The 15,975-nt window shown below is 37.8% G+C and carries 15 protein-coding genes; 8 read left to right on the forward strand and 7 right to left on the reverse strand.

Annotation, left to right across the window (positions count from 1 at the left end; translation table 11 throughout):
• Positions 1–47: 47 nt before the first annotated feature.
• The gene (locus FJ218_01650; protein MBM4165623.1) at positions 48–938 is read right to left on the reverse strand and encodes a YjbH domain-containing protein; all 891 of its coding nucleotides are present in this window, start codon (positions 936–938) and stop codon (positions 48–50) included.
• Positions 939–999: 61 nt separating this feature from the next.
• Here FJ218_01650 and FJ218_01655 point away from each other — a divergent pair, with 61 nt between their 5' ends.
• The 8 genes from FJ218_01655 to FJ218_01690 all read left to right on the forward strand — a co-directional run bounded on the left by FJ218_01655 (position 1,000) and on the right by FJ218_01690 (position 10,749).
• Positions 1,000–3,423 (forward strand): tetratricopeptide repeat protein, encoded by a 2,424-nt coding sequence (locus tag FJ218_01655; protein MBM4165624.1) that lies wholly within the window; start codon positions 1,000–1,002, stop codon positions 3,421–3,423.
• A gap of 20 nt (positions 3,424–3,443) precedes the next feature.
• Positions 3,444–4,733, forward strand: coding sequence for a bifunctional folylpolyglutamate synthase/dihydrofolate synthase (locus FJ218_01660; protein ID MBM4165625.1), 1,290 nt, complete (start codon positions 3,444–3,446; stop codon positions 4,731–4,733).
• Between the two features lie 190 nt (positions 4,734–4,923).
• Positions 4,924–6,177, forward strand: a complete 1,254-nt coding sequence (locus FJ218_01665; protein MBM4165626.1) for a transcription termination factor Rho — start codon at positions 4,924–4,926, stop codon at positions 6,175–6,177.
• Between the two features lie 156 nt (positions 6,178–6,333).
• On the forward strand, positions 6,334–6,930 hold the full coding sequence (locus FJ218_01670; protein ID MBM4165627.1) for a methylated-DNA--[protein]-cysteine S-methyltransferase: 597 nt from the start codon (positions 6,334–6,336) through the stop codon (positions 6,928–6,930).
• 95 nt (positions 6,931–7,025) lie between these two features.
• Positions 7,026–8,693 (forward strand): choice-of-anchor B family protein, encoded by a 1,668-nt coding sequence (locus FJ218_01675; GenBank protein MBM4165628.1) that lies wholly within the window; start codon positions 7,026–7,028, stop codon positions 8,691–8,693.
• Positions 8,694–8,704: 11 nt separating this feature from the next.
• Positions 8,705–9,328 (forward strand): endonuclease III, encoded by a 624-nt coding sequence (locus FJ218_01680; GenBank protein ID MBM4165629.1) that lies wholly within the window; start codon positions 8,705–8,707, stop codon positions 9,326–9,328.
• A gap of 45 nt (positions 9,329–9,373) precedes the next feature.
• On the forward strand, positions 9,374–10,222 hold the full coding sequence (locus FJ218_01685; GenBank protein MBM4165630.1) for an SDR family oxidoreductase: 849 nt from the start codon (positions 9,374–9,376) through the stop codon (positions 10,220–10,222).
• The gene (locus FJ218_01690; protein MBM4165631.1) at positions 10,222–10,749 is read left to right on the forward strand and encodes a DNA-3-methyladenine glycosylase I; all 528 of its coding nucleotides are present in this window, start codon (positions 10,222–10,224) and stop codon (positions 10,747–10,749) included. Before FJ218_01685 ends, FJ218_01690 begins: the two co-directional genes overlap by 1 nt.
• A gap of 13 nt (positions 10,750–10,762) precedes the next feature.
• Here FJ218_01690 and FJ218_01695 read toward each other — a convergent pair whose 3' ends face one another.
• The 6 genes from FJ218_01695 to FJ218_01720 all read right to left on the reverse strand — a co-directional run bounded on the left by FJ218_01695 (position 10,763) and on the right by FJ218_01720 (position 15,886).
• Complete coding sequence (locus tag FJ218_01695; protein MBM4165632.1) at positions 10,763–11,440, reverse strand: ribulose-phosphate 3-epimerase; 678 nt, start codon at positions 11,438–11,440, stop codon at positions 10,763–10,765.
• A gap of 1 nt (position 11,441) precedes the next feature.
• A complete protein-coding gene (locus FJ218_01700) occupies positions 11,442–12,197 on the reverse strand; it encodes a PASTA domain-containing protein (protein MBM4165633.1) in 756 nt (251 codons plus the stop codon).
• Between the two features lie 418 nt (positions 12,198–12,615).
• Complete coding sequence (locus FJ218_01705) at positions 12,616–12,804, reverse strand: hypothetical protein (protein MBM4165634.1); 189 nt, start codon at positions 12,802–12,804, stop codon at positions 12,616–12,618.
• Between the two features lie 131 nt (positions 12,805–12,935).
• Entirely contained in the window at positions 12,936–13,670 is a 735-nt protein-coding gene (locus tag FJ218_01710) for a sulfite exporter TauE/SafE family protein (GenBank protein ID MBM4165635.1), read from the reverse strand.
• 52 nt (positions 13,671–13,722) lie between these two features.
• Positions 13,723–15,477 carry a T9SS type A sorting domain-containing protein gene (locus tag FJ218_01715; protein ID MBM4165636.1) on the reverse strand — a complete coding sequence of 585 codons (1,755 nt, stop codon included), beginning with the start codon at positions 15,475–15,477 and terminating at the stop codon, positions 13,723–13,725.
• Positions 15,478–15,574: 97 nt separating this feature from the next.
• The gene (locus FJ218_01720; protein ID MBM4165637.1) at positions 15,575–15,886 is read right to left on the reverse strand and encodes a hypothetical protein; all 312 of its coding nucleotides are present in this window, start codon (positions 15,884–15,886) and stop codon (positions 15,575–15,577) included.
• Positions 15,887–15,975 lie beyond the last annotated feature (89 nt).

The following is a 15,975-nucleotide window of genomic DNA, read 5'->3' on the forward strand; positions in this document are numbered from 1 at the left end:
TTCGCTATGTATAACAAATATGATGTAGAAAAAGTTTAACGTTAGTTTTAAAAAATGTTTATATACTCAACAAAAATAGTTCGATTGCCTATACTAAAAACCTTATCTTCTCTATGGATTTCTTTTAAATTAATTCCCAAAGTAATTCCTCTACCAAAATTCCATCGAAAGCCGGAATGCAATCTGCTTTTTTGTTCAATATCCAAAGGAGGTTTCGAATCATTGTTTCCAAAATCGTACTCAACAATAAAAGATGCGTCTCTTCCTATTGTTTTTTCCGCGCCAATAAAAAAATTCAAGTCTTTGTCATTATCATTTGTTTCAAGCGTACGGTTTATTCCTGCATGTAAACTGAGATATCCCATTATCTCGATATTTTTGCTTCCTGTTGCATAAAATCCTAACGACTTGACACGATAGCGATTCAACGAATCAATGAAAGTTTCTTTTCCTTGGGAATCAAAACCGAAACAAATTGCAGGGAAAGAGTTTTCTTCATCAAACAAACGGAATTTGAGATTCACTCCCGGCGATTTATTCCAAGCAACTTGATTTGAGCCGATGATATTCGTACCGCCGTACGAAATTCCAAAACTTAGTCGTTCCATCACTCCTGCATTCAAGTTGAAAAGCACACCGCCCGTTTGAAAAAAATCTATGCTCATACCAAAACTTCCGTGCTTCATCATTCCAGCGGTCGGTTTATCTATTAATGTGCGTGGTTCAATATCGCCTGTACTTCCTGCGGTGATTTGTGCTTGACTTTTTGAAAAAAGAAGCGACACGACGATGATGGAAAAAAATATTTTTTTAAAATCGTAGAACTCTATGTTTCGCATACGTGTTATAAGACGTGAAAAATATACCGATAACTCAAATGAAAACAAAGCATTCATCAAAAACAAATAATTTAAAAATATCAATAGAATAATACTCATCAGAAATTGCACTGTTTGTAATTTTGGAATTCACTTTATCTCTCTGTATCTTTTCCCGCAAATGAATTCAATGTTCCGCAAATTTTCAACGAGATTACATCTTTTCTATAAATATTCGCAACTGTTTGTGATACTGTTCGTATTTACAGGATGCGGTAATTTCTTTACTTCTCGAATGCAAGATATCAATGCGTATTTTAATACATATTACAATGCCTCTCATATTTACGATAAAAATGTTGCAAAACTTGAACAAAGCGCTTCGAAAGAGAGAAATCCCAATAGATTTTTACGAATTAATGTGTCGCAAGACATAAAAGATAAGTTTGCCGATGTAGTTGAGAAGTGTTCAAAAATATTACAATATTATCCCGAAAGCGTTTTTTTTGACGATGCGATGTTTATGATTGGTAACGCATATTATCTTTCCGGTGAATATTTTCGCGCCGAGAGAAAATATGTGGAGTTGCGTCAGAATTATCCGAACGGCGATTTATTTGCTGAAGCAACTCTTGCACTCGCAAAAACATATTACCAAATGAGGAAATATCCGAAGTCATTAGAAATATTAGGAGATAGCGCAGCATTGGCGTTGATGGAAAACAACGATTTTATAGCAGAAGGATTTTGTTTGAAAGGTCAAATTTTTTTAGAAAAACGAGACTATGAAAAAGCTATTCAGAATTTTTTATTAGCAACAGAATTTGCAGATAATAATCTCTTGCAAATGCAATCTGCGCTTCAACTTGGGCAAACATACGAACTTATGAATAACTTCGAAGGTGCGTTATCCGCGTATAAAATTCTTGTTGATGATGCCAGCGATTATTTATTGGAAGTGCGTGGAAAAATTCGTTATACAGTGATGTTAAGTAAATTAGAAAAAAACATTGATGCGATTGAAATCCTCGAAGAAATGCGTGATGATAGACGCAACAAAGAATTTTTTCCCGAAATTGATTTTCATATAGGAAACGTGTTAAAAAATAACGGTGATTTCGATTTGGCGGAAGAGCAATTTTTCTTCGTGGATACTACGTACGCACGAACTGATGCGTCCGCCAAATCAAATTTTCAGTTAGGCGTAATGAATGAATATATATATTCGGATTTTAATTCTGCACTGAAATATTATTCCAAAGCAAAAGGTGAATTCCTTACGTCAGAAATCACTGATTCTGCAAAAAAGAAATTTGATGTAATCACAAGTTATGTTTCTCTTTCACAGACTATTTCAAAATTCGACTCGTTGGTTTTTCTCAAAGAACATCCCGAAGAAATCGGAAGACAAGATAGTATTCGCCGCATTGAATTAGCACGAGAAGACAGCATTGCGAAATTTCGGAGAGATTCTCTAACCGCGTATATTGCTGATTCGCTGCTGGCAATTGGAATTGATGTAAACGATACTTCAAAAAATGAATTTACTTCGGAAAGTAAAAATGATAGCATACAACTTCCGACTTCATTCTATGATTCTTCGATTGTTGCGAGCGATTCAATGCTAAAGTTGATTCCAGGAAAAAAAGAAAAAAACTTTTGGGATGAAGCAGAAGAATCCGAAGAAGTAAATAACGTGTTTTCAGCAACTGATTCTCTGACAATTTCAGATTCGCTTTCCGTGCAAAATAGTATTATAGATTCAATACCAGTTGCTTCCGGTCCCGAATGGTTAAAAGATACGATAAAAACTCCGCTATACGATTTGCTCGATAGTCTCGCATTCAATCAATATGAAATGGGACTCTTAATGCTTGCCAAATTGCAATTGGAAGATTCTGCACATTATTATTTTCAACAATCGCTATACAACGCTCCCGAATCATATCAAGCGCCTAAAGTACTGTTTTCAATCGCTGAATATTATCGAACGAAAGACGATTCCTTAAAAAAAATCGCTGATACACTTTATCAACAAATACTTGACAAATTTCCTCATCATCCATACGCAAATGTAGTTCGAAGAATGTTCGGATTATCTGTTGCGGATTCGACAGTAATTGATTCATTGCAAATGCAATATGATGAAGTAGAAAAAATAATTCTCTCCGGCAACGCACAACTTGCACTGAATAAATTGCTCGTGTTATCCGAATGCGATTCAACTTCTTTCGTTATGCCGAAAATATTCTATGCAATCGGATGGATTTGTGAGAACGCATTGAACTTACCAGATTCTGCATTTAATATGTACAAACGAATACTACAAAAATATCCTACATCGGTATTTTCGAAAGAAATACAGCGGCGTGTCTCTGGTGCGGAAGACATAGACCTTCCGTTTGCTGGAACCAAAAAATACCGAACAGATCCATTGCAAATTTCTATAACGTTTGACCGTGTGAATACTTTATCGCAAAATCGCGGCGATGAAAGCAGAAATGAACCGCTTGAGCAGATTGACTCATCGCTTCCGGATGAAGAGCCGGATACAGATTTAGAAGAAACAGATAAAGATGCAGAGCAAGATGAACCTCCATTTTAAATGTTGAACGTTTAGTTTCGATGATTTCAACTGCAGTTGAATTTCTCTACGGATTAGAACGCTCCGGAATTAAATTTGGACTTGAAAATATTTCCTCGCTGTTACAATGTTGCAATAATCCTCAAAAAAAATTTTATTCAGTTCACATAGCGGGAACAAATGGTAAAGGCTCAACGGCGGCTCTTCTTGCTTCAGTATTCACTACTGCTGGATACATAACAGGATTGTACACTTCACCGCACATATCAGAAATTTACGAGCGAATAAAAATAAACGGGGTTCCAATTTCTCCAGAACGATTTTCATTTTATGTTGAACAATTTCGGAATGAGATTATACGATTACGAGCAACGTTTTTTGAATCTCTCACTGCGATTGCATTTCAATATTTTGCTGAATGTAACGCTGATATTGCAATAGTCGAAACAGGTCTTGGAGGAAGATTAGATGCTACGAATATCATCACTCCGTTAATTTCTGTTATAACCAACATAAGTTTGGAACATACAGAATATCTTGGAAATACAATTGAAAAAATTGCGTTTGAAAAAGCAGGAATAATAAAAGATACAGTTCCTGTCGTTTCAGGAATAGAAAATAACGACGCGAATACTGTTTTGAAAAAAGTTGCAAAGTTGAAAAAATCACGCATATTTTTTTCGAACAAAGAAATTTCCCTGCAAACTCTTCGAACGTCGATTGAGGATAATGCGTATTCAGCAACTACTCATAACTTTACAAGAGAACATTTTGAACTAGGATTCGGTGGTTTTGCACAAAAACAAAATTGTGCAACAGCATTACTGACTCTGGAAGTGTTGAAGAAAACATGCAACAATAATTTTCATATTACCGTCAACCACATAAAAAATGGATTCAAAAATGTCAAAAAATATACGAACACGTTTGGCAGATTGGAGTTATTGCAACATAAACCACTCATGGTGCTTGATGTAGCGCATAATCCCGGTGCATTTGAAAAACTTGTAAAGACGGTAAGATTACTCTTTCCCAAAAGAGGCGTAATTGTATTGGGAATGATGAAAGATAAAGATGTGAAACAGAGTTTACATTATCTTTCTTCACTTCATGTTCCGGTTATCGCAGTTCAACCGAACGTAGTACGCGCGCGCTCATCGGAAGAAATTACAAAGGAATGTCATCGAATCGGAATGTATAGTGTTAATGGAACAATGGTTTCGGAAGGAATACGACATGCATATTCCTTAGTAACGGAAGAAGATTATATACTTGTGTGTGGTTCATTTTTTGTAGCAGATGAAGCAATGAAATTTTTGAAAAGTGTTTGACTTCCAAAACATTTATTGTATATTTTCCGCACATTAATTGCAAAGAGGTTTGTTCTTTTTCGACGTGAAAATTGAACGACATTTTCCCAAAAGAATCTCCCTTCATTTGATTTCATATTTTTTACAACACTTCAAAATCAAAGAAGTGAATTATATTATTTTTCTCCACATTTAAATTTCACTGTTTTAAATGCCTCTCGATATTTCAGCATTAAAAGCGAAAAAGATTACTGAGTTGACGAAAATTGCAAAAGAATTTGCAATCAACGGATTCAGTGATATGCGTAAACAAGATTTAATTTTCAAAATTCTCGAATCGCAAGCGGAAAAAGACGGACTCAATTTCAGCGCAGGCGTACTCGAAATAATGCCCGATGGTTATGGTTTTTTGCGTTCTGCAAATTACAATTATCTTCCTTCGCCGGACGATATTTATGTTTCGCCTTCACAAATAAAAAAATTTTTACTGCGCACGGGTGATACCGTGAGCGGACAAGTACGACCTCCGAAAGAAGGCGAACGTTTTTTTGCTTTACTTCGTGTTGAGTCGGTGAATACCATCGGTCCCGAAGAAATGAAAGAGCGCACACTTTTTGATAACTTAACACCGTTGTATCCGCGCGAGCGTATTAAATTGGAATCTGTTCCCGGCGAATATTCTATGCGAATTTTAGATATGCTCTCACCAATCGGCAAGGGACAACGCGCGCTTATCACTTCTCCTCCGAAAGCAGGCAAAACAGTTCTCCTTCAAAAAATCGCAAACTCCATCACACGAAACCATCCTGAAATTATTCTCATAGTTTTACTTATCGACGAGCGTCCTGAAGAAGTTACCGATATGGAGCGTTCTGTTCAAGCAGAAGTAGTTTCTTCAACATTTGATGAGCCGCAAGAACGACATGTGCAAGTTGCAGATATGGTGTTAGAAAAAGCTAAACGACTTGTTGAAGCAAAACGGGATGTTGTGATACTTCTCGATTCCATAACACGACTTGCGCGCGCACATAATACCGTTGTTCCTCATTCGGGAAAAGTTCTTTCGGGAGGAGTGGATGCGAATGCATTGCATAAACCGAAGCGATTTTTTGGTTCTGCACGCGCTATTGAAGAAGGAGGAAGTCTTACCATTTTAGCTACAGCATTGATTGAAACCGGTAGCAGAATGGATGAAGTAATTTTTGAAGAGTTTAAAGGAACAGGAAATTCGGAAATTGTTCTCGATAGAAAATTAAGCGACAGAAGAATATTTCCTGCAATTGATGTTCAGCGTTCAGGCACACGCAAAGAAGAATTGCTGATGGAATCAGATGAACTAAATCGTGTGTGGGTATTACGAAAATTTTTAAGCGAACAAACAACAGTTGAAGCAATGGAATTCATGATAGAAAAACTTCGCGGAACGAAAACCAATAAAGATTTCCTCCGCGCAATGAATAGTTAATGAAAAAATATTTTTCTCTTTCACTTGCAAGAGAAAAAAATTTTTGATAGATATTGCCCGCTTTTTTATACAAGGGAGTAAAAACGTTACCGATACACGTTTCATTTATTTATCAACTTTATTATTCAAAACAATTTTACAGCGTTTTTTACTATAATGGAAGAACACGTTCGTTTGGTTACCAAACCACATATAATGTCGCGACGAAGATGGAAAACGGAAATCATAGGAGAGCAAGCGGCGGATGTCAGAGTATTTTGCACCTCATTTGAAACTAAAATTGGTTCTGTGTATATCGCATCCACCGAAAAGGGAGTTTGTAAAATCAGCATTCCGCGAGAAAGTAAAAAAGAATTTATTAAATGGATTAAACAGTATTTTGATTACGATGCTGTTGTTGAAAACAAATCGCGAAACAAAGAAACGATTGACCAAGTAAGCAGATATTTCAACGGAAAGTTAGTTTCATTTACATGCGATATAGATTTACGCGGAACACCGTTTCAACTTCGCGTATGGAAAGAAATATCTAAAATTCCGTACGGTGCAATTTCTGCATACAAACAAATTGCGAAAAAAGTTGGCGTTCATTCCGGTTATCAAGCAGTTGGTCGCGCAGTAGGTTCAAATCCGCTACCAATTGTTATTCCTTGTCACCGCATAATGGGAACAGATGGCTCACTCACAGGATATGCGGGTGGAATTAAAACGAAGGAATTTTTACTGCGCTTGGAAGGGGCATTACTTATTTAGTCATAGATTGTCTTTCACGGAAAATGGAGTTCTCTTTCCAAATAAATAAGTGAACTCCATTTTTCTTATTTACAACAAAAATATTTACAACCACAATGCAATATTTTCTTGCTCTCATTTTGTGTTTCACGGTTTCATATTCGCAAAACGGTGTAACACTCCTTTCTCACAAAAATATTCCTCACGGAACTTCACCTCAAGGAACATATTTTTCCAGTTGTTGGGGATGGACTTCTCCCGAAGGAGAAGAATTTGCGTTTATAGGGACCGCATTAGGAACGGGGATTTATTCTCTTGCGGGGGATACACTTCGGGAAATTCAATTCATTTCTGGTCCGCAGGCAAGTTATGCGTACCGCGAATTTAAAACATACAAGCACTATCTCTACATTGTTTCTGAGGGAGGAAGCGGTGTTCAAATTGTCAATCTCGAATTTCTTCCCGATACTGCATTACTCGTTAAAAATTTCAACTATACTTCCGGTGGAAAAAATATTTCTCGCTCTCATACGGTAACGCTTGCCGACGGATATTTGTATCTCAACGGTTGCGCAAACTGGAGTCCAGGAGGAATGGTGATTTTTTCGTTACTGAATGACCCAACAACTCCACAATATGTGGGTCAATATCAACCCGAGTATATTCACGATTCCTATGTTCGAAACGATACAATTTTTGCTGCCGCAATTTACGGCAATGGCGGATTATACATTGCTAACGCTCAAAACAAAGCGAATCCTACGTTGATAAAAAAAGTTTCTTATACAGGAAGCGGAACACATCACGCGTGGGAATCCATTGACGGAAATTATGCTTTCACAACAGATGAAATTGGAACGGTGAATAATTTGAAAATATGGAAGTTTAAAAATCTTGGAGCAGGACCACCTTATACTCCCATTGCACAATACGCCGCAAATGCTATGGATATTATTCATAATGTTCACGGAAGAGGAAATTACGTATACGTTTCTCATTACGGAGCAGGTGCACGTGTAGTTAATGCTCAATATCCTGAAACGCCGAATGAAGTTGGTTACTATGATACATATCCCGGTTCAGTTTCCGATTATGTGGGATGTTGGGCAGTATATCCATATTTCTTTTCCGGAAAATGGATCGCATCTGATATGCAAAGCGGTTTGTATTTAATGAACTTTAACGAATTGAAACCACGTAATCGTCCTTCCTTGCTGTATCCGAATGATGGCGATAGTGTTGGAAATTCTCCTACGATTTTTCGTTGGACTAAAAGTACAGATAACGTAGAAGACCCCCATTGGTACGAGTTGCGAATTTCAAATGCAAATTTTTCTAAACGCTGGAAAACAAACGATACGTCGTTTACTATTTCTGATTTTACTGGAATGCAATTTGGGCAGCTCTATCAATGGGAAGTATGGGTTGTTGATGAATATTCTGAAGTTAAATGTAACCAACGAAATGTGTTTGTTTTCAATGGAGTTTCTGTTGGCATAAACAACGAAAGAACAATTCCACAAGAAATATCTCTTTCACAAAATTACCCGAATCCGTTTAATCCCGAAACGAAAATTTCTTTTACACTTTCGAAAGAAGAACAAGTAACATTGAAAATTTTCAATCTCATCGGTGAAGAAGTTACAACGCTTATTGATGGAATACAACCCAAAGGGAATTTTGAAATTGTTTGGAATGCAAACGAACATACAAGCGGTATCTATCTTTATCGTTTAACAGTCGGGAACACTACCGAAACAAAAAAAATGTTACTGACGAAATAAAGAAAGCACGTATGGAATGGATTGAATCGTTCAAACCGCTATTAAAGATTTACAAGAATAAAAAACATCCGCTCGAATACAAAAATACATATCAATTGTTGGTAATGACAATTCTTTCTGCGCGGGATTCTGATAAACATATCAATCAAGTAGCTGTAAAATTATTTGAAGCATTTCCTTCAATGAAACAACTTTCGACGGCACGTGCGGAAGATTTGTACCCGTACATAAATTCTGTAACGAACTTTGCGAACAAAGCAAAATGGCTTATATCAATTGGACAAACAATAAAAAACGATAACAACATCCCTACAACGTTGGAAGGTTTGACATCACTTTCCGGCATAGGTCGAAAATCTGCTAATGTGATGTTACGCGAAATGGGAAAATCTGCAGAAGGAATAATTGTAGATTTGCACGTGCTTCGAGTTGCTCCGCGTATTGGAATTGCAACTGGAGCAAATCCTGAAAAAATAGAAAAACAATTGATGGAAAAAATTCCCAAGAAATATTGGAGTGAAATCGGAATGAGTTTTTCATTTCTTGGAAGAGAAACTTGTCGTCCTACAAATCCACGATGCAATGAATGTGCAGTACACAACGTTTGTCATTATTATTTGTCGCAACATTCATAGTTCATCAATACAAACATTTTCACAGTACAGTCTAGAGATACAATTATGAATACACAATTTCGATTTCCACCGACACATTGGGCATTAATTCTCGGAGCATCGAGTGGATTTGGCGGAGCGACGGCAATTGAACTTGCGAAGCACGGAATGAATATTTTTGGAATTCATCTTGACCGCGCTGCAACATTGCCAAACGTACAAAAAATTATTTCTGAAATCGAGAGATACGGAAGCAAAGCAATTTTTTTTAATGTGAACGCTTCCGATGCTACGAAAAGAAACGAAGTGTTGGATGGAATAGAAAAAATATTTTCAGAAAATGCTGAAAACACTATTAAGATTATGTTACACTCGCTCGCATTTGGAACGCTGAAGCCGTACATTTCACACAATCCCGATGAAATGATTACGCAGGCGCAAATGGAAATGACAGTTGATGTGATGGGAAATTCGTTAGTGTACTGGACGCAGGGAATCGTTTCCAAGAAACTTATGAAAAGCGGAGGTCGCATTTTTGCAATGACGAGTTCAGGAGGTCATTCTGTATTGCCATTTTACGGCGCAGTATCTGCAGCAAAATCAACCCTCGAATCGCATATACGCCAACTTGCGATGGAACTTGGCGAATACGGAATTACTGCAACTGCATTGCTCGCAGGAGTTACCGATACTCCCGCGTTGCGGAAAATTCCTAACGCTGAATCTATGTTGAATATTTCGCTTGCTAAAAATCCGCAGGGAAAATTAACGACACCAGAAAACGTTGCCAAAACAATTGCTATGTTGTGCTTAGAACATGCAGATTTTATTTCTGGCGGTATTATTCACGTAGATGGGGGAGAAGATAAAGTTCAATTTGTTGGACAGAAAAAAATTGAGACAGTAAAAAAATAGTGAAAATCGAGATTAAGAAACGCTGTCAATGGGCGGACGATGATGAAATGTTGCAGTTGTATCACGACAACTACTGGGGAGTTCCACCAAGAAATGACAACGAACTATTTGAACGAATGACACAGCAGATTTTTCAAGCGGGATTGAGTTGGAAAATCATTTGGAGTAAACACAAGAACTTTCACAAAGCGTTCTCAAAGTTTTCTGTTCAAAAAGTAGCGAATTATGATAAGAAAGAATTAAAGCGATTGTTGAACGATGCTACGATTGTTCGCAACAGAACAAAAATAAATGCAACGCTTGAAAACGCAAAACGAATAATAAAACTGAAGAAAGAATTCGGAAGTTTTCGAAAATTTCTTAACACTATTCCAAATGAACTTCTCGCTTGTCAAAAAGCAATGAAAGAACATTTTGTTTTTATGGGACCGGAAATAACTAGGATGTTCGTGTTCAATATTGGAAAAATTCCGTTTCCTCACGAAAAGCAATGTTGGAAAAATACCAACACAAGGTTCGCGAAATAGATATACGAGAAATTTATTTTCGCATTCTCCGAACATTCTGATTAGCAATTCGTAAGAGGTTTTGCGTTGCTTGAATAATATTTTTATTCTTGAAAATGGAATATCCAGCAACGAATGCTGTCGCTCCTGCATCCACAACGGATTTCACGTTTTGTTCTGTAATTCCTCCATCAACAACTAATTCTGCTTGCGACGGCTCAATCATTTCAGCAATTGTTTCTACTTTTAAAATTTGCGACGAAATAAATTCTTGCCCACCAAATCCTGGTTCAACAGTCATTACGAGTACAATATCAACATCGTGCAGCACTTCGGAAATTGCATAAGCAGGCGTTGCAGGATTTAGCGACACTCCTGCTTTCATTCCCATTTTTTTGATTGTTTGAATTGTTCGATACAAATGTTTGCACGCTTCAACGTGAACGGTAATGTGATTGCATCCCGCTTGAGCAAACGAATCTAATAAATCGTCTGGGCGCTCGAGCATCAGATGCGCATCGAGAGGAAGATTGGTAATTTTTTTTATTGAAGAAATAATCATAGGACCAAACGTAATGTTTGGAACAAAATGTCCATCCATAATATCAAGATGTAACCAATCTGCGCCGCCACGTTCAAGTTGCTGTACGCTGTTTCTCAATGAAGAAAAATCTGCATTTAAAATTGATGGGGCGATTTTTATTTTTTTCATATTAGTGTTCAGTTACTTTTACTTTTTCCCGTGATACGAATAAATCAATTGTTGCGCCAAATGGAACAAAATCTCCCGGTATGGGATATTGGTCGAGAACGGTGTTCGGAGGGAATTCGATTGTATGTTCAAACGAAATTTTACCGATGGTAAAGTTCTTCGACTTGAGAAATGCAATTGCTTCGTTCAATGTTTTGTTTGTTACATCGGGAACACGAACTCTATCAGTGCTTTTTCCTTGGCTCACGACAACAGAAACTTGCGTTCCTTTGCTTACTGTACTCCCACTTGCTATTTCTTGGATAAACACTGTTCCCGCAGGATAATCGTCAGAAACAGAATATGATGGTTCGCCCATTAATAAACCGATGCGCTCAAGAGCGAATAGCGCATCTCGTAACGATTTTCCTTTTAATGAAGGAACGGAAACTTTTTCTTCGCCTCCACTCATAACAAGATAGATTCTTCTTCCTTTTCTGACGGCAGAGCCAGCAAACGGCGTTTGAAGCGAAATTCTTCCCGGCTTGATTTTCTGGTCTTTTCTTATTCCTCCGTCTAAGGGTTTTAAACCGAGCGAATCAAGCAATCGTGTGGCATCATCTTTTTTCATATTAATCACAGATGGAACAAGTAATGTTTCTTTGCTATGTACCAACGCAGGGATGAGGAAGTAATTGAATGAAGTGAACAACAAGATTAACGCAACAACGATGAAGAGAGGAATGCGAAATATTTTTTCTCGGAAATTATGTTTCATTCTGAAAAAAATATATGAAAATCACGTACACAATTTCAGCAACTTGTTTATTCTGTAAAAAAATTAAATGTAGATAAATAGCGACAACGTCGATGTTTTTGCCGTTGCGACTGGTTATCAAAATCCGCATTTCGTTGACCCGAAACCGGGAATTCCTCAAATGCCTTCACAACTTGCAAAAGTGACCAGCGAAATGGAACGCGATACTATGAAGTTCATTATTTCATCGCCGTATTTCAAAACCGAATCAACAATCATGGTTCGCCTCGTCCTTCACCAATCCATTTCCCTATAAATAGTTTGAGGGGAAGCCACAAACTATCTTTCTTTGTCGTTTTGAAAAAAAGTAAAAGAGGAAAGAAGAGCGTGAGGAAAATATATTTTTTCATAAATGTATAGTGTGTATTGTTTTTCTACTTTAGTTGAATTTTCTATAAAAGATAACTTTATGATATTGTGATTCAACGTTTTTTGCTGAATCGAAAACCAGCCACTTTCCGTCCGAACTCCAATCGCAGCAACCTCCAGATATTTGGTTATCAGTAAGTTTCCATTGTTTTATTCCATCGGGAGTAACTGCATAAATATTGTGCTGTCCGTTTTGCATTGAGATATATGTAATGAAATTTTCTGTTGGATGCCAACGAACACAACCTGCTTTATAGCCGCTGACATTTTTTGAAATATAATTTAAGACAGAGTATACTAAATGTTCCTTTTTAACATACGGAAAATGTTCTACGTGAACATCAACTTCATTCCCGCAATAGTTAAAACGACAGCGAGAAATTTTTTGATGAAGAGAGGAGAAAATTTTCTGCTACCATAATATGAACCGATTGCTCCGCCGCATAATGCTGCAAGCATCATCGGAAGTAATTGCAATGGTAATGATTGATTATTAGAAAGCGAGCCGACTATTCCCGCAACTGAATTAACGAGTATAAATACCGCTGAAACCGCCGCGGCAGTTTTTGTTTTTGCCCATTTCATCAAGAGTAGCAATGGTGTAAGAAAAATTCCTCCGCCAACTCCGGTAATTCCAGAAATTAATCCAATAATAGCACCGAATGAAAGTGCGATTGGCTTTGATGGAGACACCGTTACGTTTTCAAATTGAAAACGAAACATGAAACGTAAAGCAGAGTAGAGCAGCACAACACCGAGAATAATTTTTAAAATAAGTGTTGGAAGTGTAATATAACCTCCGAGAAATGCAAACGGAACAGATGTCATTGCAAACGGAAAAAATAATTTCCACGAGAAATGTCCCGCTTTCCAAAACTGATACGAAGTAAGACAAGCGACGGCGATGTTTAACACAAGGGCAGAAGGTTTTATCACTGCGACGGATAATCCAAACAATGTCATCACTGCAATGTATCCCGATGCGCCTGCGTGTCCCACAGAAGAATACAAAAATGCTACGGTGAAAATTGCAACAAAGAGAATAAGAAAAGAATCCAAGGACATCTAAAAAATTTTAAACATAAATTGCAAAGAAAGATCTGATATTTGAATGTGCTTACTTTGCCACCACAAGTTTTTTTGTACTCACAACATTTTCTTTTCCATTATTTATTTGCAACCGATAAAAATAAATTCCGCTTGTTAAATTTGCTGCATCAAATGTTACTTCGTGAGTTCCTTTTTCCATTCGTTCGTTGTTAATCAACGTTGCAATTTCTCTTCCAAGAATATCATACACTTTCAACGTAACGTTACCGGAAGTGGATAGTGCATAGTGGATAGTGGTGAGTGGATTGAACGGATTGGGGTAGTTTTGGGAAAGGAAAAAAGTAGTTGTGTTGTTTTCAAAACTTGGAACGCTCACAGTACTATCGTTGGGAACGAAGCCGTATAGAGACGTTCTATATCTATCGTGTCCATACATTGGCCATGGAAAATTTTCATACGCGGATGAAATGCCGGGGAGCGTCCACGCATAGAGGAGGTTGAGGGAGTGTTCTGTGGTTGTAATAGTTATCATATCGATGCTGCCGTTTTCATCAATATCTGCGAGGACGGGTGCGAAATACGGAATGCCTTTTGTTTTCAGGGGTGACCATTCAACGTGGGTACCGTCGAAGTTGTAGACGTAAATTTCGCTCGTATCAATACCAACGATTGAACTATTGTCTTTTGTAACAATGTTGAGGAAAGGAGACGAAGCAGTCAATTTACCAATGGTAGGATTATCGGGACCGCCAATGAAGCCGGACATCGGTTGGGTCGGGAGGATTTTGCCTTCTAATGTGGAAATGAGTAAGCGATAACCAGGGTACGTTTGCGTAACTATTTCAACTGTTCCATCGCCATTGAAGTCTCCAAGAGAAATACCTCCGCCTATGAAACCCACGCTACTTACTTGCCACTTTCGGAGAATCTGTGCTGCCGGCGTATATATGGCAACGTAGGAACTTTCAACGAACGGTGAAATAAATTTATTATGTGCTGTAATGATAAGGGGTCCGTATGGTGATTGAGGAAGTAGAGTAGCATGTAATGGTGGACCAAAGGAATAATTATCGATAGAATCCATTACTACAGGCCATCCAGGAAGTTGAGAACCATCGGGACGGAAAACATAAATAAAACTGGAATCATATAAATAGACTCCAGGTTGCGGGTTTTTCCACAGTAATGATGTAGTAACAATCTCGACAATGCCGTCGCCAGTTATATCTCCTACAGCAGGTTTCGCGGGAGGATAACCACTTACTACTTGTGGCCAACCTTGGCGAAGTTGTCCATTAGAATTGAATACCAGAACACTGCTTCCATTTTGTGTTATTATTTCTAACGTCCCGTCGTTATCTAAATCGTAAAGAACGACATCGTACGTAGCAATGTACGAGTCGTCGTGGAAATAGGCGGGAAAACCATTCATCAGTATTCCATCGGAACGGAACGCATAGACATTATGAGTAGCAAGGACCACTAAATCAACGGCACCATCGCCGTCAATGTCTCCCGCTGCTGTAGCATACGGAGGGTCGTTTGCCGGGAGTTGTTTGGGCCAACCGGGATAACGACTTCCATCGGAACGGAAAATAAAAATCATCCTCTTGTTTATTCCATTTATCCCAGTCGTAGTAACGATTTCGAGTTTTCCGTCGTTGTCGAAATCTGCAAGTGTCGGCGGCGAGATGATTGTGAACCCTGAATCGAACTGGAGTGGAAACCCGGGCAAAAGTAACGGTGCATTATTGCCTGCAACGGCAATGTTTGTGCTAAACATTGAAATACAGAGAAAGAAAAGGAAACGATAATTGAACATAGGATATAACAATTTTTAGAATAAGAAAAACTAAAGAGTAAGTGCAAAAATGTTTTTCTGTTCTCACTCCCGTTCGTTTAATAGATTGAGACTTTACTTAATGTAATATTGGCGCTTGCTGAAAACCACCACCATAGTTAAACGTCACGTATCCTACCCTTCCGCCGTTGTTAGCAACAACTTGTTGTTGAGTATTCGGGGGAAAAGGTGGGTCATTTGGTCCGGGTGTGATTTTGTAACTACCTGCCCCATTCCAATTATCTACATTTACTCGAAACGTTTTTGTATGATTCCCATAATCAATTTGTGTTGTTACAATACAAGTCGTATTCGTAGGAGTTCCGTTCCATTCATATACATAACCCCATATTCCATTAGCAGGGGTCAATGCAATAGTTGGAGTTGCCAAGAAGGCAAATGTCGCAGCAATACATACTGCAAAAAAATATTTTTTCATGAAATTGCTTGATAAAAAATTGTTATTAAAATTTACCGATA

Source organism: Ignavibacteria bacterium (assembly GCA_016873775.1).
Taxonomy (GTDB): domain Bacteria; phylum Bacteroidota; class Ignavibacteria; order UBA10030; family F1-140-MAGs086; genus JAGXRH01.